Source organism: Mesorhizobium cantuariense (genome assembly GCF_042647205.1).
In the GTDB taxonomy this organism is placed as follows: Bacteria; Pseudomonadota; Alphaproteobacteria; order Rhizobiales; family Rhizobiaceae; genus Mesorhizobium; species Mesorhizobium cantuariense.
Genome location: NZ_JBHRVD010000001.1, coordinates 4,336,074 through 4,361,617 on the forward strand (window position 1 = coordinate 4,336,074; position 25,544 = coordinate 4,361,617).

The 25,544-nt window shown below is 63.0% G+C and carries 25 protein-coding genes; 9 read left to right on the forward strand and 16 right to left on the reverse strand.

What is annotated here, in order from left to right; translation table 11 throughout:
- Window positions 1-9 precede the first annotated feature (9 nt).
- The gene (locus ACFOJ9_RS20965) at window positions 10-1,623 is read right to left on the reverse strand and encodes an extracellular solute-binding protein (protein WP_378980911.1); all 1,614 of its coding nucleotides are present in this window, start codon (window positions 1,621-1,623) and stop codon (window positions 10-12) included.
- 336 nt (window positions 1,624-1,959) lie between these two features.
- Here ACFOJ9_RS20965 and ACFOJ9_RS20970 point away from each other — a divergent pair, with 336 nt between their 5' ends.
- Window positions 1,960-2,991 (forward strand): LacI family DNA-binding transcriptional regulator, encoded by a 1,032-nt coding sequence (locus tag ACFOJ9_RS20970; protein ID WP_378980913.1) that lies wholly within the window; start codon window positions 1,960-1,962, stop codon window positions 2,989-2,991.
- A gap of 87 nt (window positions 2,992-3,078) precedes the next feature.
- Here the strand turns inward: ACFOJ9_RS20970 and ACFOJ9_RS20975 are convergent, their stop codons facing one another.
- Window positions 3,079-3,516: a VOC family protein gene (locus ACFOJ9_RS20975; protein WP_378980915.1), complete on the reverse strand. Its 438-nt coding sequence runs from the start codon at window positions 3,514-3,516 to the stop codon at window positions 3,079-3,081.
- Window positions 3,517-3,658: 142 nt separating this feature from the next.
- Window positions 3,659-4,606: a heme/hemin ABC transporter substrate-binding protein gene (locus ACFOJ9_RS20980; protein ID WP_378980917.1), complete on the reverse strand. Its 948-nt coding sequence runs from the start codon at window positions 4,604-4,606 to the stop codon at window positions 3,659-3,661.
- A 180-nt stretch (window positions 4,607-4,786) separates the two neighbouring features.
- Between ACFOJ9_RS20980 and ACFOJ9_RS20985 the strand changes: the two genes are divergently transcribed.
- Genes ACFOJ9_RS20985 through ACFOJ9_RS21000 form a run of 4 tightly spaced genes read left to right on the forward strand, consistent with a single transcriptional unit; the run spans window position 4,787 to window position 7,995 of the window.
- A complete protein-coding gene (locus ACFOJ9_RS20985) occupies window positions 4,787-6,331 on the forward strand; it encodes a TonB-dependent receptor domain-containing protein (protein ID WP_378980919.1) in 1,545 nt (514 codons plus the stop codon).
- A complete protein-coding gene (locus ACFOJ9_RS20990; RefSeq protein WP_378980921.1) occupies window positions 6,321-6,908 on the forward strand; it encodes a TonB-dependent receptor domain-containing protein in 588 nt (195 codons plus the stop codon). Before ACFOJ9_RS20985 ends, ACFOJ9_RS20990 begins: the two co-directional genes overlap by 11 nt.
- A 2-nt stretch (window positions 6,909-6,910) precedes the next feature.
- The gene (locus ACFOJ9_RS20995) at window positions 6,911-7,096 is read left to right on the forward strand and encodes a hypothetical protein (protein ID WP_378980923.1); all 186 of its coding nucleotides are present in this window, start codon (window positions 6,911-6,913) and stop codon (window positions 7,094-7,096) included.
- Window positions 7,096-7,995 carry an SIP domain-containing protein gene (locus tag ACFOJ9_RS21000; protein ID WP_378980925.1) on the forward strand — a complete coding sequence of 300 codons (900 nt, stop codon included), beginning with the start codon at window positions 7,096-7,098 and terminating at the stop codon, window positions 7,993-7,995. The genes ACFOJ9_RS20995 and ACFOJ9_RS21000 overlap by 1 nt, the downstream gene beginning before the upstream one ends.
- Here the strand turns inward: ACFOJ9_RS21000 and ACFOJ9_RS21005 are convergent.
- The 10 genes from ACFOJ9_RS21005 to ACFOJ9_RS21050 all read right to left on the reverse strand — a co-directional run bounded on the left by ACFOJ9_RS21005 (window position 7,956) and on the right by ACFOJ9_RS21050 (window position 17,035).
- The gene (locus tag ACFOJ9_RS21005; RefSeq protein WP_378980927.1) at window positions 7,956-8,414 is read right to left on the reverse strand and encodes an aconitase X swivel domain-containing protein; all 459 of its coding nucleotides are present in this window, start codon (window positions 8,412-8,414) and stop codon (window positions 7,956-7,958) included. The two genes, ACFOJ9_RS21000 and ACFOJ9_RS21005, sit on opposite strands and share 40 nt — an antisense overlap.
- Window positions 8,411-9,661 carry an aconitase X gene (locus ACFOJ9_RS21010; RefSeq protein WP_378980929.1) on the reverse strand — a complete coding sequence of 417 codons (1,251 nt, stop codon included), beginning with the start codon at window positions 9,659-9,661 and terminating at the stop codon, window positions 8,411-8,413. The genes ACFOJ9_RS21005 and ACFOJ9_RS21010 overlap by 4 nt, the downstream gene beginning before the upstream one ends.
- 235 nt (window positions 9,662-9,896) lie before the next feature.
- A complete protein-coding gene (locus ACFOJ9_RS21015; RefSeq protein WP_378980931.1) occupies window positions 9,897-10,961 on the reverse strand; it encodes an ABC transporter ATP-binding protein in 1,065 nt (354 codons plus the stop codon).
- Entirely contained in the window at window positions 10,961-11,749 is a 789-nt protein-coding gene (locus ACFOJ9_RS21020; RefSeq protein WP_378980933.1) for an ABC transporter permease, read from the reverse strand. Before ACFOJ9_RS21020 ends, ACFOJ9_RS21015 begins: the two co-directional genes overlap by 1 nt.
- Window positions 11,749-12,612 carry an ABC transporter permease gene (locus tag ACFOJ9_RS21025; protein ID WP_027035086.1) on the reverse strand — a complete coding sequence of 288 codons (864 nt, stop codon included), beginning with the start codon at window positions 12,610-12,612 and terminating at the stop codon, window positions 11,749-11,751. The genes ACFOJ9_RS21020 and ACFOJ9_RS21025 overlap by 1 nt, the downstream gene beginning before the upstream one ends.
- A 67-nt stretch (window positions 12,613-12,679) precedes the next feature.
- Window positions 12,680-13,741, reverse strand: coding sequence for an ABC transporter substrate-binding protein (locus ACFOJ9_RS21030; protein WP_378980936.1), 1,062 nt, complete (start codon window positions 13,739-13,741; stop codon window positions 12,680-12,682).
- Window positions 13,742-13,798: 57 nt separating this feature from the next.
- Window positions 13,799-14,770 carry a PfkB family carbohydrate kinase gene (locus tag ACFOJ9_RS21035; protein WP_378980938.1) on the reverse strand — a complete coding sequence of 324 codons (972 nt, stop codon included), beginning with the start codon at window positions 14,768-14,770 and terminating at the stop codon, window positions 13,799-13,801.
- Window positions 14,767-15,807 carry an ADP-ribosylglycohydrolase family protein gene (locus ACFOJ9_RS21040; protein WP_378980940.1) on the reverse strand — a complete coding sequence of 347 codons (1,041 nt, stop codon included), beginning with the start codon at window positions 15,805-15,807 and terminating at the stop codon, window positions 14,767-14,769. The genes ACFOJ9_RS21035 and ACFOJ9_RS21040 overlap by 4 nt, the downstream gene beginning before the upstream one ends.
- A gap of 3 nt (window positions 15,808-15,810) precedes the next feature.
- Window positions 15,811-16,536 carry a GntR family transcriptional regulator gene (locus ACFOJ9_RS21045; RefSeq protein ID WP_378980942.1) on the reverse strand — a complete coding sequence of 242 codons (726 nt, stop codon included), beginning with the start codon at window positions 16,534-16,536 and terminating at the stop codon, window positions 15,811-15,813.
- A 229-nt stretch (window positions 16,537-16,765) separates the two neighbouring features.
- Window positions 16,766-17,035 (reverse strand): DUF982 domain-containing protein, encoded by a 270-nt coding sequence (locus ACFOJ9_RS21050; protein ID WP_378980944.1) that lies wholly within the window; start codon window positions 17,033-17,035, stop codon window positions 16,766-16,768.
- A gap of 85 nt (window positions 17,036-17,120) precedes the next feature.
- On the opposite strand from ACFOJ9_RS21050, the gene ACFOJ9_RS21055 reads away from it, so the two are divergent.
- Both ACFOJ9_RS21055 and ACFOJ9_RS21060 read left to right on the forward strand, forming a co-directional pair.
- Window positions 17,121-17,378, forward strand: coding sequence for a hypothetical protein (locus ACFOJ9_RS21055; protein WP_023814060.1), 258 nt, complete (start codon window positions 17,121-17,123; stop codon window positions 17,376-17,378).
- Between the two features lie 133 nt (window positions 17,379-17,511).
- Window positions 17,512-18,582 (forward strand): sensor histidine kinase, encoded by a 1,071-nt coding sequence (locus ACFOJ9_RS21060; RefSeq protein ID WP_378980946.1) that lies wholly within the window; start codon window positions 17,512-17,514, stop codon window positions 18,580-18,582.
- Window positions 18,583-18,622: 40 nt separating this feature from the next.
- Here the strand turns inward: ACFOJ9_RS21060 and ACFOJ9_RS21065 are convergent, their stop codons facing one another.
- The 3 genes from ACFOJ9_RS21065 to ACFOJ9_RS21075 all read right to left on the reverse strand — a co-directional run bounded on the left by ACFOJ9_RS21065 (window position 18,623) and on the right by ACFOJ9_RS21075 (window position 20,475).
- Complete coding sequence (locus ACFOJ9_RS21065; RefSeq protein ID WP_378980948.1) at window positions 18,623-18,781, reverse strand: hypothetical protein; 159 nt, start codon at window positions 18,779-18,781, stop codon at window positions 18,623-18,625.
- 284 nt (window positions 18,782-19,065) lie between these two features.
- Window positions 19,066-19,230, reverse strand: coding sequence for a DUF3309 family protein (locus ACFOJ9_RS21070; RefSeq protein ID WP_091581271.1), 165 nt, complete (start codon window positions 19,228-19,230; stop codon window positions 19,066-19,068).
- A 549-nt stretch (window positions 19,231-19,779) separates the two neighbouring features.
- Window positions 19,780-20,475 carry a methyltransferase family protein gene (locus ACFOJ9_RS21075; protein WP_378980951.1) on the reverse strand — a complete coding sequence of 232 codons (696 nt, stop codon included), beginning with the start codon at window positions 20,473-20,475 and terminating at the stop codon, window positions 19,780-19,782.
- Window positions 20,476-20,713: 238 nt separating this feature from the next.
- On the opposite strand from ACFOJ9_RS21075, the gene ACFOJ9_RS21080 reads away from it, so the two are divergent.
- The gene (locus ACFOJ9_RS21080; RefSeq protein ID WP_378980953.1) at window positions 20,714-24,643 is read left to right on the forward strand and encodes a tetratricopeptide repeat protein; all 3,930 of its coding nucleotides are present in this window, start codon (window positions 20,714-20,716) and stop codon (window positions 24,641-24,643) included.
- Window positions 24,644-24,707: 64 nt separating this feature from the next.
- Complete coding sequence (locus tag ACFOJ9_RS21085; protein WP_378980955.1) at window positions 24,708-25,463, forward strand: hypothetical protein; 756 nt, start codon at window positions 24,708-24,710, stop codon at window positions 25,461-25,463.
- Window positions 25,464-25,544: the final 81 nt, after the last annotated feature.

The window sequence follows — 25,544 nt, forward strand, 5'->3', positions numbered from 1 at the left end:
GGAGATGGATCAGACGATTGGATCGAGAACTGTCGGCCAGGCCTCCTTGTTGGTCTTGATGGCTTCGAGCAACTTGTCCTCGCCGGTGCGCCGGGCGATCTTCTTCCACTCGGCCTCGGTGTCGGCCATCGCCTGCTCTGATGTCTTGGCCTTGGTCAGCGCCGCCATGAGGTTCTCGTCGAGCGCATTGTGGAAGGCTGTCGCGCCGGGATAGTTGATGGTCGGCACCGTGCGGGCGACCGTCTCGCGCACCACGTCCACGTGGTAGGCGTGGTAGGTCTGGCGCACCAGCGGGTCGGAGAAATCCGACAGCCGGAACGGGTCCAGATACCCACCGGGGTTGGCGCTCATCCAGGCGTAGATGCGGGCCGAGCCCAGCCATTGCAGCAGGAGATAGGCGACCTCCTGGTTTTTCGACTGTGACGAGACCATGCCGGTCAGCGAGAACCAAAGCACGGAACGGCTGATCAGCTTGCCTTCGATCTCGCGGCCGGGAGGCAGCATCGAGCCGATCTTGCCGGTGACAGCTGAGTCCTTGTTGCCGGCATTGTCGAGGAATTTCGGCAGGTTGGAGAAGGCGCAGGTCATTGCCGCCCCGCCCTTGGCGAAATTGCCGTACTGTTCCGGCCAGCCCCAGGAGATCGCATCCGGCGAATGATGCGCGAGCGAAGCGATATATTCGTTGGTCGCCGCGATGCCTTGCTCGGAATTGATCATCGGCTCGCCGTCATCGCCAAACAGGAACTGGTTGGGCGAGGCCATCGAAACATAGCGCTGGTACCAGTTGGTGTAGCCCCAGCCCTGGTTGCGCAGATCGGTCGAGCCGAACAGACCCTTGTCCGGACGCTGGAAGAAGGCGGCGATGTCGCCATGCTGCTTCCAGGTCTTCGGCGGCGCCAAATCGTAGCCGTATTTGTCCTTGAACGCCTTCTTCTCGGCCTCGTCGCCGAACAGATCGGTGCGGTAGCCCCATGTCTGGAAGTCGCCATCCAGCGACACGCCATAGTTCGAGCCGCGGTATTTGTTGAGCAGCGACACGCCCTTGGCGCCGTTGACATAGCCGGTCACGGGATCGTCCCACTCCGGCTTGTACTGCGCGACAAAGTCATCGAGCTTGGCGATACCACCGGTTTCGGCGAGATCGCCGAGACGGTTCCACTCGGTCGAGTAGATGTCATAGGCCCCACCCTTGGTGGAGATGTCCTGCATCGTCTTGGTGAATTCCTGGCCGTTCGGCAGGCCGACGATTTCGATCGCGATGCCGGTCTCCTTTTCCCACAAATCCTTGATCGACGGCGCACCGGCCGGGAACGGCTGTGTGAGCTGGCCGATCGAGCCATCGGACAGGCCGAGCACGATCTTGGCCGGCGCCTTGCCGGCGCCCTTCAGCGCCTTGGCCGCCTCGATGGCGCGGCCTTCCGGCGTGTCGGCGCCATACTGGTAGCGCTCGGCGCCATCGAAGCCCGTCGGGCCGCCGATCATGCCTGGCGCCAGCGCGTCGGCCGCATAGGCGCGGCTGGGGCGAATGAACTTCGGCGCAATGCCAGCGGCGGCCATGATCACGGCCGCCTTTCCTCCGGACGCCAGCAAGCGACGCCGCGAGATGCGGATCAAGTCAGACATTGAAACTCCTCCCTCAGGGCCACGTTTCCTCCACGACCCTATGAGGGATATTGACGGCAGCATGGGAAGGCTGTCAACATCATAAATAATCAAAACACCTCACAACATTGCAAATAGGGCGAGGAAATGCGCAAAACCGGGATCCACACCTCACTCCTGATGCCTCGATTTGAGGGGAAACGTCTCATCCCGGCCCTGCATAGCCCTGCCGGATCATTTGATTTAGCCCGGCGGCTTGCACATCGGCCAAGGGCGGATACATCATTTCCCATCAGAATCGCCGATGGCGGGGAAGCCGTCGTCGGCCGATCTGACGCTTGCAGGAGATGAAAGACGGTGCGTTCCACCCTGACTGACATAGCCCGGGAAGCCGGCGTCTCCGCCGCCACCGTCGACCGCGTGCTCAACAACCGGCCCGGCGTGCGGGTGCGTACACGTGAAATCGTGCTCGAAATGGCGCAGCGGCTTGGCTACATCGCCGAAAGCCCGAACGGGGCACCGCCGCCGCGGCCCTTGCCCGGCGACGTCATCCGGCTCGACTTCGCGCTGCCCGCCGGCACCAATTCCTTCATCAAGATGCTGCATCGCCAGATCGAGGCGCAGGCGCAGTCACGGCCCGACCTCGATGTGCACATTGCCACCATAGAGGGCTTCAATCCTGACCGGCTCGCCCGCCTGCTGCAGGACTTACGTGGCCGGACGCAAGGCGTCGGCGTCATCGCGCTCGACCATCCAACGGTGCGCGAGGCGATCCGCTCGCTGTCGGCCAACGACATCAAGGTGGTGACCATCGCCTCCGACATCCTGCATGTGCCCAGGGTCGCCTATATCGGCATCGACAACCGCGCCGCCGGGCGGCTGGCGGGCTATCTGCTCAACCGCTTCATGGGATCGGGGCGTCCGGGCAAGGTGGCGCTGTTCGCCGGCTCGCTGTCCTATCGCGGCCACGAAGAACGCGAGATGGGGTTCCGCCATATCCTGACGGAGGAATCGCCCAACCTGCAGATTGTCGAGATGCGCGAAATGCTCGACGACCGCGAGAAGGCCTATTCGGAAGCGTCCGCCCTGCTGGAGCGGCATCCTGATCTCGCCGCGATCTACAATGTCGGCGCCGGCAACACCGGCATCGCCCGCGCGCTCAAGGAACGCGGCCGCGCCCAGTCCATGGTTTTCCTCGGCCATGAGGTGACGGACGGCACCAAGGACCTTCTGCTCGACGGCACGCTCGATGCGGTCATCGACCAGAACCCGCGCGTCGAGGCTCGTGAAGCGCTCAACACTCTGACCCATGCGGTCCGGGGATTGCCCTATGAATTGCATCAGCCAAGGCTGCAGGTGATCTTCAAGGAGAACATCCCGGAGATCTGAGCAGCAAGCCTATTGTCTAACAACGGACCCTTTGTGAGACGCGCTCGCTGACATTGGCCGCTCCTCGTCATTGCCGTCGTATTGCGCTCAGCTGAGTTCTTGGGCGAGTCCGATGAGAAGGCCTCCAGGCCCGCGGATGTAGCAGAGCCGATACGCGTCTTTGTACTGGACTACTTCGCCTACGAGCTGCGCGCCGCGCGTGCGGAGTCTTTCAAGCGTCTCGTCGATGTCGTCCACGGTGAACATGACGCAGAGGTAGCCTAGGGCGTTGACCGGGGCGTTGCGGTGATCCGCGACGACAGGCGGCGTGAGGAAGCGGGAGAGTTCGAGCCGGCTGTGGCCGTCCGGTGTGCGCATCATGGCAATCTCGACACGCTGATCGCCCAGTCCAGTAACACGTCCGGCCCATTCTCCTTCGATCGCGGCCCGCCCTTCGAGTTCGAGGCCGAGTTCGCGAAAGAAATCAATCGTCTCTTCGAGGTCTTCGACGACGATTCCTATGTTGTCCATCCGTTTGAGCGCCATGTGTCCAATCTCCAAGGTGTCGTCTACGACGTAAACTCATAGAACTGCTTGCCAGTTGAGCAAGTGGTTGATGCAGGACTTTGCAAGGGAGCCCTGTGATGCGTCGCCGGTTTGATCTGACGGATTTTGAGTGGTTGCTGGTCTAGTCAACGCCCGCCCCTTCCGGATAGAGCGCCTTCGCCAGCTCGCGGATTGCTTCGGCGGTGCGCGGACCAAAGCCGATCATGTAGGCGCCGTCGAGCACGACCAGCGCCTTGTTTGCCGCCGCCGGCGTTGCCGCCAGCGCGCGGTTGCCGAACACCTGCTCGGGCGTCGGGCCGCCCTTGCCGTCGCTCATCATCAGGATCACGTCAGGCGCCATCTCGATCAGCTTTTCCTCCGAGGCTGCCTTGTAGCCCTGCACGACGTCCATCGGGTTGAGGCCGCCGGCATAGCGGATGATGGCATCGGCCGAGGTGCCGGCGCCGGCTGCGCTCAGCTTCACAAGGCCATGGAAGAACACCACCTTCTTGCGCCGCTCCGGCGGGATTTTCGAGGCGAGATCGGCGGCAGCCTGAAAGGCCGTGAGCACGTCGGCGGAAACCACCTTGCCCTTGTCCTCAAGCCCAAGGCTGGCGGCGATCAGCGTGATCTTGCGCTCGATGCCTTGCGGGGTGTTGTCTTGCGGGACGAAGATGATCGGGATTGCCAGCGACTTCAGCACCTCGACCGCCTCGGGCGGCCCGCTGTCCTCGGCCGCCAGGATCAGGTCGGGGCGCAAGCCCGCCAGCCCCTCGACCGAGAGCTGGCGGCGGTAGCCGACATTGGGTTTCTCAGTCACATCAGGCGGATACTTGCTACCGCGATCGACGCCGACAATCCGCTCGCCGGCGCCGAGCGCGTGGACGATCTCGGTGACGTCGGAGCCCAGCGTCAGGATCCTCGTTGCCGGTCCCGGCGCGACGGTTCGTCCCAGCGCGTCGACAACGCCCTCGGCGGCCAGCGCCTTGAAACCACAGGGGGGCGCCAGCACCGACAGCGCCAAGAACAGCAACGCCGCGATCCTGCCCGGCCAGCTGATCCTCTTGCCTTCGCCCACCCTGCCGACCATGCCGCTGCTCCCGTGCCAGATGCTTCTCGATGATGGTCGGCTATAAAATTAAAGTTGACTCATGTCATCATGTTTTAATATGTGACCCATGCCCTGACCCGCCTGGTCGAGGGATTTTCGATCATGCCAGCCAAGGCCATTCAGCCACCGCCAGCAGTTTTGCTTTTGCTTGGGGGCTGCATGACAACGACAACAAACACGACATTGATGACGAGCACCGCGCTTGCCTTCGTGCTCGGCCTCTGCGCCGTGCCTTTTGCCAGCGCGCAGGAACAGGACCAGGAGAAAAAGGCCGCCGCCAAGACCGGTCGCCTGGCGCCGGCCGATGCCGCGCAACCGGCGACGATGCTCGACCTCATCACCATCTCGGCGACGATGATCAAGACCGCCGTCATCGAATCGATGGCCGCCATCAGCGCCGTCGATCAGGACGAACTCGATCGCATCCAGCCCGATACGGCCGCCGACATCTTCCGCACCACACCTGGCGTCGCCGCCTCGATGAATGGCGACGATCCGGCCACCGCCATCAACATTCGCGGCCTGGAGCAATATGGCCGCGTCGTCGTGACGCTCGACGGCGCCCGTCAGGACTATTGGCGCGTCGGCCACGGCTCGGGCTCGTTCTATGTCGAACCCGACCTGATCAAGGAAGCCACGGTCATTCGCGGCCCGGTGTCGAATGCCTATGGTTCAGGCGGCATCGGCGGCGTCGTCTCCTTCGAGACCAAGGATGCCGGCGATTTCCTCAAGAAGGACGAGCGCTGGGCGCTGAGCGAAAAGCTCGGCTATGAGGACAATGGCGACGGCTTCACCACCAGCACCACCGGCGCCTATCGCTTCAGCGACGATGCCGACATCATCGGCAACCTCATCTATCGCGACCGCGACAGCTACACCGACGGCAATGGCGACACCGTGCCGTGGACCGGCGAGCGGGTGACCAGCGGTTATCTGAAGACGACGCTGCGGCCGGCCGACGGCCATGAGCTGAAGCTCGGCGCCATCCTGCAGCGCTACAACGACCAGATCACCGGATCGAGCGGCTCGACCTCACCGACACTGAGCCGCTACGACACCAACACCACCAACCAGACCTACACCGCAGCTTACACCTGGAAGCCTGACGACAACGAGCTGATCGACTTCAGCGCCAATGCCTACCACAACCGCACCCGCGCCGAGCAGACGCAGGTCTGGCCCACCTCGGCGATCGGCAATTTCCGCTTCTACGACGTCGCCACGACAGGCTTCAATGTGAAGAACTCCTCTCGCTTCGACGGCTGGGGGCTTGCCCACACGCTGACCTACGGGCTCGACTATTACTACCTCGAAGCATTGTCGGAAGCGGCGCATTTCGGCGCCGGCGAGCAGCAGGGCTATGGCGGCTTCCTGCAATGGCAGGGCGACTACGAGGACTGGCTGCAGGTGATCGCGGCCATGCGCTATGACGGCTATCAGCTCGACGGCGAGACCCGCACGGTGCCGCCGCAGGAAGCCTCGATCTCCGGCGACCGCTGGTCGCCGCGTCTCACCGTCGGCGTCACGCCATTCGACGGTTTTCAACTCTACGGCACCTATTCCGAAGGTTACCGGGCGCCGGGCCTGCAGGATGTCTTCCGTGGCGGCGGCGCTCATGGCGGCGGCGACGCCTATGTGCCCAACCTGCTTCTCCAGCCTGAGACGGCGAAGAGCTGGGAAGCCAGGCATCAACGTGAAGTATGACGACGTGCTCACCAACAGTGACCGCCTTCGCGCCAAGCTCAACATCTTCCACACCGACGTCGACGATTACATCGAGGCCGACCTCACCGTCTCGCCGCGCACCGCGATCAACATTGGCGACGCGCGACTGAAGGGTATCGAGGCTGAGGCCGTCTACGACTATGGCTGGGGTTTCGTGAACCTCTCCGGTGCGCTGATCGACGCCAAGGTCGTCAGCGGCGTCTATTCCGGTCAGGCGTTGAACAACACGCCGCTCGACCGCTTCTCGGCCACGATCGGCTTCCGCATGCTGGAAGACCAGCTCACCATCGGCGCGCAATATCTCAGCATCGGCGAGATCACCCGCACCCGCCGCACCAGTCTGAACAACCCAATCGTCGTCGACGACGCCTTCGACCTGGTCAACGTCTTCGCCAACTGGCGCGTCAATGACAACCTCAAGCTCGATTTCGGCGTCGATAACGTCTTCAACACCGCCTACACCGACCCGCAAAGCGCATGGTCGACCTCGGCGGCAACCGAACAGGGCAAGGGCCGCACCTTCAAGGTGGCCTTCACCGGCAGGATCGGAGGCTGACAATGAGCGAAGCATCGGTGCGTGAACTGGCCTGTGAGGCACAGCTCAACCTGCGGCATCTGCCGGACTACATGGACAGCATCAGCGACAGGCTCAGAGCTTCGAGGCCGATGCTTCGCATCACGGACAGCGCATCGATTTCCGCTTCGCCTTCGGCGACGCCTCCATCGACATGGAGCGGCTGGTGATGCGGGCCAATGCCGCCGACCGCGACGGGCTGGCCCGCATCAAGGATCTGCTCGCCACGGCGGTCCAGGTCTATGCCAGGGACGAAAACCCGGAGATCGTCTGGACCGGCGATCTCGCCAATGAGACCCGCCTCGCCCAGTTCCGCGAGGTGGTGGTGACGGATGTTCGCGACCTCACCCCGCACATGCGCCGCATCCGGCTGGCCGGCCAGGACCTCGGCCGCTTCGCCAAGTTCGGCGGCATGCATATCCGCATGCTGTTTCCGACCAGGGAGGTGCCCGATCCGCTGTGGCCGGTGCTCGGCGGCAATGGCTTGCCGGTCTGGCCCGCCGATGACCGGCGCCCGGTGGCGCGCGTCTACACCATCCGCGCGCTCGACGTGGCCAGGGGCGTCATCGATGTCGACTTCCTGATCCATCCCGGCGAGAGCGTTGGCTCCGCCTGGGCCATGCAGGCAGCTCCCGGCACGAAGGTCGGCATCATGGGGTCGGTCGGCCGTCCTGTACGCCAGGCGGAATGGTACGTCATGGGCGCCGACGAAACCGGCCTGCCGGCAGTGGCGCGGCTGCTGGAGACGCTACCGGCCGAGACAAAAGGCGTCGCCTTTGTAGAGATCGCCAATGATGGTGAAAAGCAGGTGATCAACAACGCCACGGGCATCGAGTTGCATTGGCTGACAAGGAACGGCGTGCCGGCGGGCGAGGACAAACTGCTGGCAGAGGCTGTCCGCTCCGTAGCGTGGTCGCAGAGTGGCTCGGCCTTCGGCTGGTTTGCTGCCGAAGCCGCCGCCGCCAAGATCGTGCGCGAATATTGGCGCGACACGCTGGGGCTTGGTCGCGATCAAACGCTGGCCGCCGCCTACTGGCGGCGCGGTGCTGCCGGATTGATGGCAGGCTGAATCCTGACGGTGACAGCACCGTCCTCACCAACACCAATCATGATCCCGTCGCCGGAGGCTATGCCGGCAATGTCGCACACCACCAGCGGCATGCGGATCTCGTAGAGAAATTCGGCAACGATGGCGCCAACCGCCAGGATCGGGTCCGGCCTCTCCAGAAGAATACCGGCCGGCGCCGTGCCTCTGCGGATCGCCTCGGCCAGGACCGAGGACGAGGACGACGAGCCACGCCCGCTCGGCATGACCAGGATCCTGCCGGCGACATTCTGGCCGAGACCGGGATGCGAATGGTCTGTTATGTCGCCGGTCTCGGCATCGACACCGCCCCAGAAGCTGAGCGGCTGCGAAAACACCAGCGCCTGACCCTCAGCCTCACCGGCCAGCTGGAAGGTGCCGGTTCGTTCCACCGGTCGCGTCATGAGGCGCTCCGCACAACATGCCCGGCCGCAGCAGAGCGGATGCAATCCCTCATCTCGGCGAAGGCGACGGACACGCCGATATTGCCAGGCGCGTAATGCGCCCATTTGCCGGAATTGGTCATCACCACGCCGTCGAGGCGTTCCAGGATCGAGGTGACATAGGTGCAGGTGTCGGTGACCGGGATCAGGCCGAATGCCTCCATGCCGGTCAACGCGCCCTCCTCCTGCAGTCGCGTCAGCGTCGCACGGCCCGTGTTGACATAGATCGGGATGTGCCGGCCCGGCGCAACCTCGCGCAGCAGCGGCAACAGGCGCATCCATTCCTCATGCGAAAAATGTGGCGTGCCGAGCGACACGGCCGCCAGCGGCGCACCGTCTGGCACGGTCGATAGCCTGGCCAGCGCATGGTCGATATCGGCGCGGGTGATGCGGATCGTCTCGTCAGGCGCATGGCTCTGGAACGCCTCATCCAGGGTCCTGGCTTCCGGCGTGATGCCGACCGCATGGAACAGAGCCACCGCGCCTGTCGTTGCCGCCGCCGCCCCCAGTGCCTTCAGCTGGTCCTCGTCGCGCGGCTGCGGCAGGCCTGCAATCACCGGAATCCGGTCGCCAATCGCTTGCCCGATGATCAGCCCGACGCCGACGAACAGACTGTCGCTCGGTTCGCCGTCCGCAACATCCAACTCGAACAAAATCCGACCGCGCCGGTTCTCGCTCAGATGCAGGCCCCAGGCCGGCGCCCGTCCGGTCATGGCGCAGCACAGATCGATGAAATCGCCATAGCGGTTGGTGCGCGCGCCGATCACCGAATTGGCAAAGACGATGGCGTTGGATTCACCCCAGGCGATCTGCTGGCCAAAGCCTGGCCGAAACCGCGTCTGGTAAGGTGCGCAAGTGAAGGTCGCCTGGCAGCCGAGCTCCAGATGCGCCTTCATCAGCCGCCGCGCCGGCACCTCTTCCGCCGCCGGCATCGTCACCATGCCGGGATGGATGAGGTCGAACGAGCCGACGTTCAGCGTCGTCGGCACTTGAACACGGCCACCGCCTTCGACCAGCCGCTCGACGAAATCGAGACCGGCCTTGCCATGGTAGAGACAGCCATCGATATGGGCGCCGGCGATGTCGAGCAGGCTGCCCGCCCCGACCGCATTGGAAAACGCGACCAGGATCTTCATCGCGGCGGCGGCGGACAGGCCCTGCTCGCCGTCGAGCATGGACCGGTCCTGTGCGGTCAATTTAAGCGTCATCGCAGCTCCGGGCTCGTTATCGGAAAGGACGGAGGGACAGCACCCCCTCTGCCTTGCCAGGCATCTCCCCCGCAAGGGGGGAGATTGCCGTCATCACCGCTTTCGCAAATTTTCGACGTTGCAGAAAGGGCAGTGACGCTCAAACCGCCAATCTCCCCACTGCGGGGGAGATGTCCGGCAGGACAGAGGGGGGTGCGAAGGAACGCCAACAGTCCCTGCTATCGAACCGCGTCGACTAGTTTGCCGCAATCAGCACAGTGCTTTCCGGCGACCAACTGAGCACAACATCCTGACCTTCCGCTAGCCGTTCCATACCCGTATTCTGCACAATCACCTTCAACGTCTGGCCGCCACGCTCGACGAAATACGTGCTGTTGTTGCCGGCGAAGATGCGCTTGGAGACCTGCCCCTTGAGCATGTTGGCGTTGCCATCCGGCGCCCCGGCATCCGTGGCGATGCGGATGCGTTCGGGCCGCACGGCACAGCTTGCCTTGGCACCGGCGGCAAGCGTCGCACCCGCCCCCGCGGCAATCGCCGTGCCGTCCGCCAGCCGGATGCCATTGCCTGTCGTGTCGCCGCGAAAGATGTTGGCGTCGCCGAGGAAGGTGGCGGCGAATTCGCTCTTTGGCCGGTCGTAGATTTCCTCCGGCGGCCCTTCCTGCACCAGCCTGCCGTCACGCAATATGCCGATGCGGTCGCTCATCGTCAGCGCTTCTTCCTGGTCGTGGGTGACGAAGATGGTGGTGATGCCGATCTCGCGCTGGATGCGCTTCAATTCGATCTGCATGTCGACACGCAACGCCTTGTCGAGCGCGCCGAGCGGCTCGTCGAGCAGCAGCACGCGCGGCTTGGTGACGATGGCGCGGGCGAGAGCCACACGCTGCCGCTGCCCGCCGGAGAGTTGGTGCGGACGGCGGCCACCAAGCTTGCCGAGCTGCACGAGGTCAAGCGCACGCTGCACCTCCGTCGCAATCACTGCCTTGGCCTCGCCGCGTACCGACAGGCCGAAGGCGACATTGTCGGCGACGCTCATATTGGGAAACAGCGCGTAGTTCTGAAACACCATGCCGATGCGCCGCTTTTCGACCGGCACCCGCTCGACGCTCTCACCGCCGATGGTGATGCGACCCGAGTCGGGAAAATCGAAACCGGCGATCTGTCTGAGCAGCGTGGTCTTGCCGCTGCCCGACGGCCCCAGCAGCGCATAGAATCCGCCATCGGCGAAGTCGATGGAGACGTCGTCCAGCGCCTTGTGCGCGCCAAAGCTGCGCGAGACATCAGATACCTGCACGCCGGCCATTATTTCTCTCCGCCGAATTTGAAGAACCGCGCCGTCAGCAGCATCAGCGCCATCGACACGACAATGATGATCGTCGAGACCGCATTGATCTCGGGCGTGAAACCCTTGCGGATCGCGGCGTAGATTTCGACCGGCAGCGTCGTCTGCCCCGGCGTCGCCAGGAAATAGGACACCACGAACTGGTCGAACGAAACGGCAAACGCGAACAGCCCGCCTGCGATGACGCCGGGCATGATCCAGGGCAGCGTGACGCGCCGCGTCACCTGCCACTGGTTGGCGCCGAGCGAGCGCGCCGCCTCTTCCAGCTCCGGCGCGAAGGTCTGCAGCCGGGCCGAGACGACGACGATGACATAGGGCAGCGCCAGTGCGACATGGCCGAGCAGGATCGCATGCAGGCCGCGGCCGATGCCGACGCCGAAGAAGAAGATCAGCATCGCCGTGCCGGTGATCAGCCACGGTATGGCGATCGGCGGAAACAGCAGCGCCTGCAGGAACTTCTTGCCGCGAAACTCATAGCGATAGAGCGCCAATGATGCCGCCGAGCCGAGCACGACGCAGATGACTGTGGTGATGACGGCGATCTCGACGCTGTTCCAGGTCGCCGCGATCAGTTGATCGTTCTGCCACAGCGAGGCGTACCACTCCGTCGTCCATTCGAACGGCAACTGGTAGAAGGGCGAGACGTTGAACGACATCAGCGCCATGATGATGATGGGCAGATAAAGAAAGGCGAGCAGCAGCCAGATGTAGAGGCGGCCAAGCCATTCGAGGATGCGGGTCGTCGCCATCACGCGGCCCTCCGCAGCACTGGCGAGGCAACCGCCAGGATGACCAGCACCACCGCCAGCAGGATGAAGGAGAGAGCGGCACCGAGCGGCCAGTTGAACACGGCGACGAACTGGTCCTCGATGATCGTGCCGTAGAAGGTGCCGGTACGGCCGCCAAGGATGCGCGGCTCCATGAACGAACCGACGACCGGCACGAAGATCAGTGCCGCACCCGCGACCAATCCGGGCATCGACAGCGGGATGATCACCCGCTTCAGCACCTGCAACCGCGATGCGCCAAGCGAGCGCCCGGCCTCGATCAGCGAGTCGTCAATGGCCTGTAGCGTGAGATAACAGGTCAGCACCATGTAGGGCACATAGGAATGCACCAGCCCGATGATGACGGCCGGATAGGAATACATCAGGTCGATGTTGATCTTGAACGGCAGCACGGCATTAAGCGCGGTGTCAAGGATGCCACCTTCGCGCAAAACCATCGCCCAGGAGAAGATGCGCACCAGCCCGTTCGACCAGAACGGCAGGATGACGAGCAGGAAGATCGCCTCGCGACTGCGCCCCTTCAGCACCTTGGCGAGCACGTAAGCGGCGGGATAGCCGATGACGACGCACCACAACGTCACTTCGAGGCCAAGGCGCAGCGAGGCCAGCAGCAGCGTCAGATAGAGGCTTTGCGAGAAGAAGGCGGCATAGTTGCCAAGCGTGAATGCCCACGGCTTTCCCGACAGCGGCAGCTCGGTCATGAACGAGAAGAAGACCATGGCCGACAACGGCAGGAAGATCGCCACCGTCAGCCAGAGATAGGCTGGCGCCAGCAGCGGCAATGCCGATCTTAGCCCGCTTCGCGACGCTGTCGCAGCTGCCATGATATCCTCCTCCCCAGGATTGGAAGAACCAGCCGGCGCGAACCGCCGGCTGGTCCGGATGTCGGCTTTATTTCACGTCGACCTTCAGCTGCTGCCACAGCGCCAGATAGGCTTCGCGCTGGGCGTCGGTGATCGGCGCCTGGAACTGGATGCGCTTGGCCACTTCGGGATCACCCATGACCTTGCGGTTGAAGGCGTCCTCGGGCAGCGCTTCCACCGCCTTGGTGTTGGCCGACACCGGAGCGCCGACCTTGGTAACCCATTCGACGTAGAATTTCGGTTCGATCATGTAGTTGATGAAGGCCTCGGCGCCGGCGACGTTCTTGGCGCCGACGGGAATGGAAAACGCGTCGAGCCAGGCGACGGCGCCTTCCTGCGGAACCACCAGCGAGACCGGCAGCTTGAAATGCGTCTTGGCGCGATCGGCCGAGCCGCTCCAGTAGGTGCCGATGTCGATCTGGTTGGAGGCGACCATCTGGTTCCAGTCGTTCTCCGAGCTCCAGAAGGTCTTGATCTGCGGCATCAGTGAGGTGAGCTTCGCCTTGACCGCATCCATATCCTTGATGTCGTTGATGTTCTGGCCCGTGGCGATGGCGCCGAACTGCACCGCCTCGACGGCGTCGTCGCGAATGACGACACGGCCCTTGTGGGCAGCATCCCACATCTCGGCGATGCTCGTCGGCGGCTTGTCGAAGGATTTGTCGTTGATGGCGAGTGCGGTGAGGCCCCATACCCACGGCACGCCATAGACCTTGCCGTCATGGACGAGCATCGGCGATCCCGCCTTGTCCTTGCTGATGTCGGCGTAGTTCGGCAGCTTGGAGACGTCGATCGGCTGGATCAGTTTCCCGGCCATCGCCTGGTCGTTGAAGGCGGCGTTGATCATGACCACGTCGTAGAGGCCGGGATTGGTCCGGATCTTGGTCAGCATTTCCTGTTCGGAATTGAAGAAGTCGTTGACGACCTTGTTGCCAGTCGCCTTTTCGAAAGCCTCGACGGCCCACGGCTCGTCAGCACCGTAGCCCTTCCAGTTGAGCACATGCACTTCGTCGGCCTTGGCGGCGAACGCGAGTGCGGAGGTAAAGACGGCGGTCGCCGTCAGCAGAGCAGTCAAGTCAGGCATGCGCATGGTTGGTTCCTCTCTGTGGGTTTGCCCGGTTCCCGGGCTTGTCAGGCTTTCCAGCTGTTATGCATTGGCCTTCTGTGTCCGGCCTGCGCCCGACGGGTCGGCAGCATGGCTCAGGAATGTCTGGATTTCGTGATCGCTCGGCGCCGACGAGCCGCCATGGCGGGTGACCGAAATCGCCGCTGCCGCGTTGGCATAGCGCGCTGCCTCGAAGGCCGGGATGCCGCGCGCCAGCGCGCTGACGAAGGCGCCGATATGGGTGTCGCCGGCGCCATTGGTGTCGATGGCGGTGACCTTGAAGCCGGCAATGGTTTGCGCAGACCCGTCGGCCAACCGTACGTGGCAACCCTTTGGCCCGGAACGGATGACCACGCCGGCACCCTGCGGGCAATGGTCGGCCAGAAGTCGCGCCGCGAGGTCCTCGACATCGCCCGGGCCGGCAATCTCGGCCGCCTCCGTCGTGTTGCAACTCAGCCATGTGGTGCGGGCAAGCACCCGCGACAGGATCGGGCGTGGAATGTCCGAGATGACCGGCGTCGGGTCGAAGACGAAGGGAATGTCAGCCGGCAGCGCCTCGATCCAGTCGGTGAGCGCATCGCGGCTTGCGGGATAGCTCAGCGTGTAGCCGGAGGTGAACACCCAATCGCCCGGCGCCACCGCGACCGGCGCCATCATGTCGAGGCTGAGCACGCTCTCCGCGCCTGGCCACGACACGAAGGTGCGTTCGGCGTCGCTCGAGATCATGGCGACGCAATTGCCGCTGTCCATCAAGGGCGATGGCGGCGTCAGCGTCGCGATCCCCTCGGCTATGAAAGCAGCACGCAGGAAGTCGCCATTGGGTCCACTGCCGAGCTGGCCGCCGAACACCACTTGCATGCCCGTGCGGCCGGCCGCGACCATCATGTTGAAGCCGCCGCCGGCGACCTGGGTAAAACTCGACGCCGTCTTTTCCATGCCGGGTGCCGGCAAGGCGTCGATGCGGTAGACATAATCGACCACGGCACTACCGATATGGACAAGACGCCCGCTCATGCCGCCGCGTCCTTGCCGGAACCGATTTTCGCCACCCTTGCCGCGACAAGATCGGCCGCAAGCGCGCGAACCTCTGACATGTCGATGCCGACAAGCCGGGCGATATGCTGTTGCGGCAATAGGGAAAAGCCGCTGCAGGCGCCGGCCATGCCGGCGGCGATGGCGCCGATCGTATCGGTGTCGCCGCCGAGATTGGCGCTGATGATGGCTGCTTGCCAGGGGTTGCCACCGGCAACCTCCAGCACGGCGAAGGCTGCCGGAACGGATTCCTGGCTGGCGACGCCGGTGCCGACCAGATCGGTAATCAGCCGGATGGCATCCCTGATCGGCTTGCCGCGCACGGTATCCTGCGCCCAGACGATACGCGCGGCGATGTCGCCGCCGGTGACCCAATGGCCGAGCGTCGCCCCTCGCCTCGCCGCCGCGACGGCGCTGGCGGAAGCATCGCGCCAACCGCCACCAGCGACGCCACGGCTGATCGCGGCGGCGACGGCTGCGGCCGAGGCGATGGCGATCGAGGTGTTGTGCGTGGCCTGGCAGGTCTCCGCCACCTTGGCGACGAACGCCTCCAATGGTTCGAGCGGCATCATGATGCCGACCGGCGCGATACGCATCGCCGCACCATTGGTGTCGCCGCTGCGCCCCGCTTCCTCTGCCGGCACGCCATTGTTGATAGCGTCGATGGCACGCTTGGTCGACGGCCCCAAAAGGTCATAGCTGCCGCGCGCCTTGACCTCGCGTTCCCAGTCGAGCAGCGCATTGACCCAGCGCGCGTGGTCGAAGCGGTCGCCGGACTCGACCAGAATGCGGCCGAGCAGCAGCGCCTGTTCGGTATCGTCGGTGATGGTGCCCGCAGCCAGTCCCTTCGACACCGGATGATCGGCGAAAGGCGCGATGAAATCCTCGACATGGCCGTAGAGTTCGGCAATGCGGGCCGGCGACAAAAGCTGCGTCGGCATGCCGAGCGCATCCCCCAGCGCTCCGCCGACAAGCGCACCCATGGCGCGATCGAGCGTGTCCTTGCTTTTGTCCGGCATCGCTCAGAACCTCATATGCAGCGCGAAATGCGCCGGATTGAGCAGGCTGGTTACATATTCGATCGGCCGGTCGTCGGCGGCACGCGTCAAACGGCGGCCGCGCAGGAACGGCGTGCCTTGCGGGCAAGCGAGGATGGCCGCGTCCTCGGCATTGAGCATCTCGATCTCCACCCATTCCTCGCCATGGTCGGGAATGAGGCCGGCGGCGCGCAGCGTCTGGTGCAGCGAGCCCTCGCGCAATCCGCGCAACGGTACGTCCTCAAGCTCGGGTGACAATGGCAGCCGGCTGCGCTCGATGGAGATCGCATGGCCGTCGCTGGCGTTGGTGCGCACCCGGTCGACGGCGATGAAGAACGGGCTTTCGATGCCAAGCAGAGCGGCCAGATCGGTGTCTTCGATGACCTCCAGCCGCAGCGTCCGCGTCTCGGCATTGGCGCCGGCATTGGCCAGCGCCCGCGACCAGCCGATGGCGTCGTCGACCGGCTTGCCGTCGAAGGTGACGAACGAACCAATGCCGACCTTGGTGGTGATCAGCCCCCGGCTGGACAGTTCCTCGAGGCCCTTGCGGACCGTGTTGCGGCTGACGGAGAAACGCTGGACAAGCTCGTTCTCGCTTTGCAGGCGGTCGCCGAAGCCGAGAACGCCGGAGCGTATCTCATGTTCGAGAACGGTGGCGATCTGCTCGGGCTTGCCCGTGCCGGGTGACAGTTGAACCGCGCGCCGCTTCATAAAGGTACCTGTTCAATGAACCTGTGTAATCCTGTTCAATATATGGACACGGATGCCCTGTCAACGGATGCTGAAGGCAAGCCAAACGGGGCAGCGAATTTCGGAATGTCTGCAAAGCGCGCCGACAGACCGGTCACCATGGGCCAGCAAAAGCCGACCAACGATCACCGAAAAGATCGCAATCGATCAAGAGGATAGCGCCAAGTCTTGATTCAATTTTGGCCGGGCCCTACGGTATCGACACCTCACGGGGCTCAACGAGGATGTCTGCCTCGATCGCGGCGTTGATGAACGCCGCGCGTGCCGCCGAGGCTTCTTTCTTTCCCTCAAGCACGGCCAGGCAGGCCTTGCGGGCAACCATGTGTCTTTGCCCGGTTGCGACCGGCCAGCGGTTCATCAGGATGTCGGCGGCTTGAGCGACCCGCTCCACGTTGAAGATCGAGTTTCGCGATCGGCCGAGCGCAATCCTGACCGGCTCATCGAAACGCTGATCTTGCACGATGCCACCTCCCCAAAGTCGGCATTCATCGATTCGCGGCCTTCAACCCCGGGCAATGTGATAGGTTCAGCGCCAAAGGTGCAAGATGTCCGATTCCAGTGGCCAAAAAAATCCCAGGCTGATCGTCGTGGTCGCGTTCGATCGCGGCGAGGATGGCGAACTGTTTCCAGCCTTTGGACCCGCGGACCAGCAGAGCGAGGACCGCGCCATACGCACCGCCAGGGCATTGGCGGCAAAACATGCTGGCGTCATCGCCTGGAGCCGCGAGGCCGACCCGACGCTGGGCGAATACGGCCCGCCGAACACGCTCTTCGTCAGCGGCGACGTGCCTGACATGGAGTAATCGATTGGCGCCAGGATCTGGCCCGCGCTCAATGTAGGCGGCCTGGCGCATTCAATTCGCGACAACGGTCGGACAACGGTATATAGCTGGGACTTAGGAGGGGCAAAAACGCCGCTCATCCGGCTTTGTGCCCATGTTTCAACCCATTGTGAATATCGAAGACGCGCAGACGCTGGCGCAGGCGATCGTCAACACGATCACCGAGCCATTTCTGGTCCTCGATGAGCAGTTTCGCGTGCTGGCGGCCAGCCGCTCCTTCTACAACACGTTCGAAGTCGACCCAGGGCAGACCCAGGGATCGCTGCTCTACGCGCTCGGCGACGGTCAGTGGGATATTCCGGCACTTCGACTGTTGCTGGAGACGATCATTCCCGAAAAGACCGCCATGGACGGTTTCGAGGTCGAGCATGATTTCCCTCAGATTGGCCGCCGCACCATGCTGCTCAACGCCCGCAAGGTGCTTTACGACCACAGCTCAGCCATCACCATCCTTCTCGCCTTCAATGACATAACGGCCCGTCGTGTCATCGAGCGGGAAAAGGAAGAGCTGCTCAGCCGCACCGAAGATCTGCTTCGGCAGAAGGACGTGCTGCTGCGCGAGATGGAGCATCGGGTTGCCAACAGCCTGCAGATCATTGCCTCGATCCTGTTGCTGAAAGCACGCTCGGTCACGTCGGAAGAGACGCGCCAGCATCTCAAGGACGCACACCAACGCGTTCTGTCCGTGGCCGAAGTGCAGCGCCATCTCCACACCTCGGCCGGCATCGACGAGATCGACGTCGGCTCTTACCTTCCGAAATTGTGCAGCAGCCTCGCCTCGTCGATGGTCGGCGAAGCTCAGCCGATCACGGTCACCGTGACGGCCGAAGGCGGCAGGGTGGATTCGCAAAGGGCAGTCAGCCTGGGACTGATCGTCACCGAACTCGTCCTCAACGCCATCAAATATGCCTTCCCCAAGGCGAGGGCCGGCGCTCGCATCCAGGTGAGCTACGAGACCGCGGGCAGCGACTGGAAACTGACGGTTTCGGACAATGGCGTCGGCAAGATCGCCAACGACGTACCGGCCACCGGTCTTGGGACAGCCATCGTGGAAGCACTGGTCAAACAGCTGGAGGCCAAGGTGGAAGTTATCAGCGACACTGACGGCACCAGCGTGTCGGTCACTCGGGCGACGTTCACCTCACGGGTGCCGCGAGCGGCGTAAAACCGCTGCCACGATGCCTTAGCGCGGTCCTTCTGTCTCTTCAGCCAGCGCGGTCAATCCGGCGGATGGCCTTGATGGCTTCTGCTTCCGCCACGCCAATCAGCGCATCTATTTCCTGGATGGTCTCGATATGACCGCGAGTCGCCACCATCCGCCGCAGAACATGAAGATCATCGCGAATTTTCGCAGAGTGTTGCAAGGAGCGTCAGGGGCATTGGCAGCCTTCCGCAACGGTATTGACGCAAAGCCGGCTCCCCCGCCAAGCAAAAGCCCGCCACGGTGAACCGGAGCGGGCCTTGGAGGAGGACAAGGGGTGGGACCCTCTCCTCTTGTTTCCACGGGGGTGTGGACCGCGATCACCTTACAAAAATTTCGAAACAAGCCGGATCACAAGCAGGCCTGCACGCATCACAATCCGGTGCTTACCGGCATCGAGGCGGTCACGAGATTGCGATCGTCCCCGGCGTCAATCGAGCAGCGCGGCTAGATCCGCCCAAGCACAACCAGCACGATGATGATGAGCAGAACGAGCCCGAGACCACCGCCGCCATAATAGCCGGTTCCGTAGAACGGACCGCCGCCGAGGCCGCTGAAGCCGCCAAGCAGCGCAATGATGAGGATAATGATGAGAATGGTTCCTAGGCTCATGGCTTTCCCGCTCCTGTAGGCGCTGATGCGCCGGTTTGAACATCGCGCTATTCGGATGTTGCTGGGGATGTGAACGCTTTCAGAGCATTAGCGTTCCGCCCGGCGAGCGATGCCGGACGCACGGGAACAACTAGGATAACACGCGGAAAGCCCGCCAGGATGGCGGGCTTTCCGACCCGGCCGGAGGCCAGAGAGTGCGGTCAAAGCCTCACGGCTGGTTTGGCACTTCCGATCCGGCGCTCTTGTGTTAGCGGCATGCGATGAGCAGGCAGAGCTGGCGCAGGTCGCGGTCACAGATCCCGGAACTGCCGAGAACCTCGACGCAGCGCTTCTTCATCCGCGCCACCTGGCTGTCCGACATGTCTGCGACGACACCCGGCAGGTTTGGATGTCCAGGGGTACCCAGTGTTCCGGGATTGCTTGGGTTGGTTCCGCCGACGCCGACACCAACGCCGCTCGTTCCACCAACGTTGGCGCCGATGGGCGGCAGACCACGTGAAAGGTGCCAGCGTGATTGCAGGCCGAGCGATTCTGCCCAGCGGCCCTTTGTCAGACGATCCCGTAAAACAGCCTGTAGCGGACGCGCTTCATATAGTCCCGGTATTCCGGCGTGGCGGCCAGCAGCGCCTCTTCGCGCAGGATGCGATACACTTGGAAGAAGGTGATCACGGCGTAGACGGCGAGATTGTAGAAGGAAAAGGCCGACACAAGGAACAGGACATGGCCGGCAAGGTAGCCGGCATAGATCGGATGCCGCACCAGGCGGTACGCACCGCCAGTCATCACGCCGCGATTGGCCGGCAGAATGGCGAACGAACGCCCCAGCGATATCTTTCCCCAGATCACGAACCCCAACGCCAGGGCCTGCAGCGGCGCCGCGAAATAGACCGGGACGATGGCCACGCCCGGCTCCAGGTCGATGAAGCCGACACCGAAGCTGGCGATCACGGAGACTATCACTGTGAGCGGATTCCAGTCCCGAACCTGCGGCCGCCGCGATAGAAGCAGCCAGGTAAAGGTCAGGATCTCGGAAATCGCCACCAGCGCCACGTTGAGACGGGTCGGGTCGAGCATAAGGTGATACACGCCGCGGTAGACGAACATCCCCGCGAAAGCGAGCGCGCAGATCCGAAAGAAACCTTCGCGCAAATCGACCAGGATTTCGCGCTTTCGCGCTGCGGACAAAATCCTGCCGTCGTTGGCGTGCGAAAGGGTTTCGCTTTTTGATATCAGCAAGGCAAGCACCCCAATAATCCCTCAGGGCGACCTTTGCATGCAACCATTGCCGGGCAGTTAACCAACAAGATCAGATCGGCATTAAACGGGATCAAAGCTACCGAAGGCATCCGAGCCACCACCGCATCGCGGGACAGATTGTTTGCGCAACATTGCAATTTATGCTTGCATTTTTGGAACAAATAAAGAACAATAAATCAATTACCGCTGAGGCGGACCAAGGTTTTTCGGGGGGAGGACCAGCGATATGGCGAGTTGGAAAGGTGCGGGGTTGCCCGTCGCCGTGATTGGATTGCGTGTGCCGATGAAGGTTTCGCCCGGCCGGCTGTTGGCTGGGCTTGCTGTCATTCTTGCCCTGAACGCACCGGCGCTCGCCACAGAGCGGGACTACGCAACCTGCATAGGCAAGGACATCGAGCCGGACAAGCGCATCGCCGCCTGCACGCCGATCGCTGAGGACACCACGGAGCCGCCGCGCATCCGCGTCATGGCCTACTTCCATCGGGGCGTCGCCCGGGACGACAAGCAGGACTACGATCGGTCGATCGCGGACTACAGTGAGGCGATTGCGCTCGATCCCAAGCAGGCATCGGCATACTTCAACCGCGGAGCCGATTGGTACGACAAGGGAGACAACGACCGCGCTATCGCGGACTTCAACCTCGCCATCAGCCTGGAGCCATCGGCCAGCGATGCTTATTCCAGCCGCGGCGCCGCCTTCCTGCGCAAAGGCCGTACCGATGCGGCCATTCTCGATTTTCAACAAGCGATCGAGGCCGATCCACAGAACTGCAAGGCACATGCCGGCCTCGGCACCGCCTGGGACAGGAAGGGCGACCTGGTGCGCGCCGTCGCCGAATATGACGAGGCGATCCGCATCGATCCGAAGGACGTGATCGTCTATATCAACCGTGCCATTGCTCGCGCCGCCACGGGCGAATTCGACCACGCCATGGCCGACTATGACGTTGTGCTGGGCCTTGATCCCAAGAACGCCGAAGCCTATGCCAACCGGGCGGCGGATTGCCGTCACGCCGCCGAGCTCGATCCAAAATGGGCGGGAAGCTGCCGTGAACAGGTTGCGGGCAACGACAGCAAGTCGGCACCGTTGCCAGACACACAACAGCCGAAGTCGCGAGCCACCGTTTCGAATATGGCGGCCACGCAAGACACGCTGGCCGCGAAGGCCCTGGAGTCTACCGATCCGCGCGCCCTGGAAGCGATCCTTGGCGGCGATGCCTTCCTGGACATGGGCAAGTACGATCAGGCGATCGGCGCCTACAACCAGGCGATCTCGCTCGATCCGAACAACCGGTTCGCCTATTTCGGCCGCGGCAAGGCCTGGGCTGTCAAACGCGCCTACGAGCAGGCGATCGCCGACTACGACAAGGTCATCGAACTCGCCCCTAATTTCGCCGCGGCCCATTTTCGCCGGGGCCTCGCCAAGATCACCCTTGGCGACATCGATGGTGCTCTCGCCGATTGTGACCGAGCCGCCACGCTCGATCCGAAGGCGCGTGACCCACACTTCTGCAAGGGCATTCTGTGGCAAGCGAAAGGCGACCCCGGCCGCGCGCTCGCCGCTTATTCCGTGGCGATCGAGATCGATCCGAAGGACGATGCCAGCTATTACGGGCGCGGCATGGCGCGGGCCGGCAGCAAAGACTATGACGGCGCCATTGCCGATTTCGACGAGGCGACCAAGCGCGATCCGGGCAATGCGGACTATCTCGTCAGCCGCAAGGCGGCGGTGGCGGCGAAAGCCGAACTGCAACCAGGCGCCGAACCTGCGGTCCCGCAGGGCGCCGACAATGATACTCAGTCCGACGACAAGCTTTCGACGGCCGAGATGGCGGAGCTCATTCAGGCGACCGACCCGCGCGTTCTGGCCGCGGTACAGCACGGCGACAGCCTGTCGGATGCCGGCAAGTATGACCAGGCAATCGGCGCGTATGGCAAGGCGATCGCGCTCGACCACGACAGCCCCCTTGCCTATTTCGGCCGCGGCAAAGCCTGGGACGCCAAGCGCGTCTATGATCGGGCGATCACCGACTATGACCGGGTGATCAAGCTCCTCCCGAATATGGTCTCTGCCTATGTTCGCCGGGGTATGGCCAAGGCCACCTCCGAGGATGCCGAAGGTGCTCTTGCCGATTGCGGCCGGGCTGCTACGCTCGATCCGAAGGTGGTGGATGCATATTTCTGCATGGGAATGGCCTGGCACGTCAAGGGCGATACCCAGCGAGCGATCACAGCCTATTCGGCGGCGATCGAGATCGACGCCAAGGATGCCCCCAGCTATTACGGGCGCGGCATAGAACGGGCCGACAGCAAGGATTATGACGGCGCCGTTGCCGACTTCGACCAGGCGATAAGGCTCTATCCGGGCAATCCGGACTACGCGGTCGCCCGCGAGGCGGCCGTGGCCGCCTTGAAGAAAGGCGGCGCCGCGCCGGGTGCCGTCGGCTCGGATCCCAAGAACCTCAAGGCCTTCATGGATCGTGGCGATGCGTTCTACAGGAAGCGCAAATACGATCGCGCGATCACCGAATACAACCGCGCGATCGCGCTCGATCCAAGGAAGGCCGCCGCCTATGTCGGGCGAGGACTGTCACGCGTCGAGAAGGGTGATTATGACGGTGCCATCGACGACTACGGCAAGGTGATCGAGCTCTATCCGACCTATTTCGACGCCTATTTCGGCCGCGCCGTTGCCTGGGGCAAAAAGGATCAATTCGATCGCGCCATCGCCGATTACAATCGCGCGATCGAACTTGATGGCAGCTATGCGCCCGTTTATTTCGGGCGTGGCAGCACCTGGTTCGCCAAGGGCGACTACGATCGAGCCATTGCCGACTATGATCAGGCGCTCGAGCTTGATCCAAAGCTGGCCATCGCCCGCAAAGGCCGCAAGGTGGCGGTAGCGGCGAAGGCGAAAGCGCCCGCCCCCGCACCTGCCGGTCAGCTTCGAAACAAGGTTGCTGAAGAGGCCATCGAATCGGGCACGATCTGGCGCTCTCAAAATCAGTTCGACCGTGCCATCGAACAATACAACATCGCAGTTGCCGCCGACCCATCCAACGCCCGCGCCTACAGTTTACGCGGCTTCACCTTCTCGCTGAAGGGCGATCCCGACCGGGCGATGGCGGACCACGACAAGGCAATAGAACTCGACCCCAATTTCATCGACAGCTATTTCTATCGTGCCTTGCTCTGGCAGCAGAGGGGCGACATCGACCGCGCCATCGCGGATCTGAGCACGATCATCTCGCTACAACCGAACAATGCGGACGCCTATATACTGCGCAGCCGCGGCTGGGCCGCCAAACATGATTGCGATCGCATCATTGCCGATTCCACAAAGGCAATCGGCCTTCGACCGACCGACGCGGAAGCTTGGTACAATCGTGGTTTCTGCTGGAACAAGAAGGGGAAATACGACCGCGCCATCGCCGATCTCGATGAAGTCCTGCGCCTCGATCCAAACTTTGCCAATGCCCGCGAGGAGCGCGATGCGGCGGCAGCAGGCGGCTCAGCCGCCGGTTCGGCCGTATCGCGTAATGCCGTTCCGAAGGCCGCCAAAGCATTTTTCGATAAGGGCCAGAGGCTGCATGAGAAGGACGACTATGACGGTGCTATAACCCAATATGGCAAAGCGATCGCGCTCTTCCCGGCATTCCACGATGCCTATCTGGCCCGGGCGATAGTGTGGGAGACCAGGAACGATTACGCACATGCCGTCGCCGATTACACGCAGGCGATCGCGATCAATCCGAATATTGCCGAGACCTGCTATGACCGCGGCCGGAACCTCAGCTTCCAGGATAACTACGAGGAGGCGTTTGCCGACTTCGAAAAGGCCATCAGTCTCAATCCCAAGGACGCAAATGTCTATGCCGATCGGGGCCTCTTGTGGATGGGAAGGCACGAGGATGTCGCTGCGCTGCGCGATTTCGAAAAGGCCCTCAGCCTCGACCACAAGAACCCATTTGGCCATTTCGGCCGAGGCGTGATCCGGACCAGCAGGGCGGACTATGACGGAGCTATTGCCGATCTTAGCCAGGCAATAAAACTCAATCCCAAGTTTGCCGCTGCCTACGATGCGCGAAGCAAGGCGTGGGAGGCCAAGGACAATCACAAGCGCGCCGAAGCTGACCGCAACGCAAGAAGGCGGTGAGCCTCGGCGCGAACTAGACAGGTTCAGGGAGGGCGGGTGGATGGGACGTTGGAAAGGCTTGGGCGTGGCCGCGGTCGCCGCTTTGTCCTTTGTTGCGGTAAAGGTGTTGCCCTGGGCGTTCGGCTTTGCCGGCGGTAAATATCTCTACCAGACAGTGGCGGGTTCGCCCGATCCACAAACGCTAACCGCGGCTCAGGTGAGTGAACAGATTGAGAGCCAGGGAAGCCAGATATTCAGGGCAATCAAGCAGGAGTTCCCAGACGACTACGACGCCGTCGTGGAAAAGATCACGGCCGTGGCCAGGCTTGGAAATGTCGATCAGGTGCGAAATACGAGCAGGATGGCTGTCGCCGATCTCAGGCGAAGATACGCATCCCTGCTGTCCTCGGCTCCGGACAGCAAAGCCGCCGAGGCGCTGCGTGCACAATTGGATATGCTCAACCATGTCATGGCGCGGGAAACCGCTGCCATCTGCAACAACTACCTTCGTGAAGGGCCGGGCACGCTCAGCACGCCGGACCAGGATTTCCTGATCGACATGGACAAGGTCGGCGCCACCCTGTTCCACGCCTTCGGCGCAGCGAAGAATGGCGGTCTGCCGGCCGCTGTTGCCAGCGACGGAGACTGGTCGCTGCTGGCCGACGCTTTCATCAACGCTGGCGGCACTCCCGCCGAGATAACTGCCATTGCCAATGTCAGCCGGGAATTCGAAGGTCTCTGCCCAGCCGTAGCAAAACTCTACGCAGCCGCCCTGTCGCTGCAGGGTGAACCCGGGCGACACATCAAAACCACTCTGCTCTATGAGATCGCCCGGAATTAGCCGGATCTGCTGATCTGTGCGTCTGACGTGGATCTGTCGCGCCTCGTGAACCTCGTTGACTGGCTAGCCATTTCCTCGAAG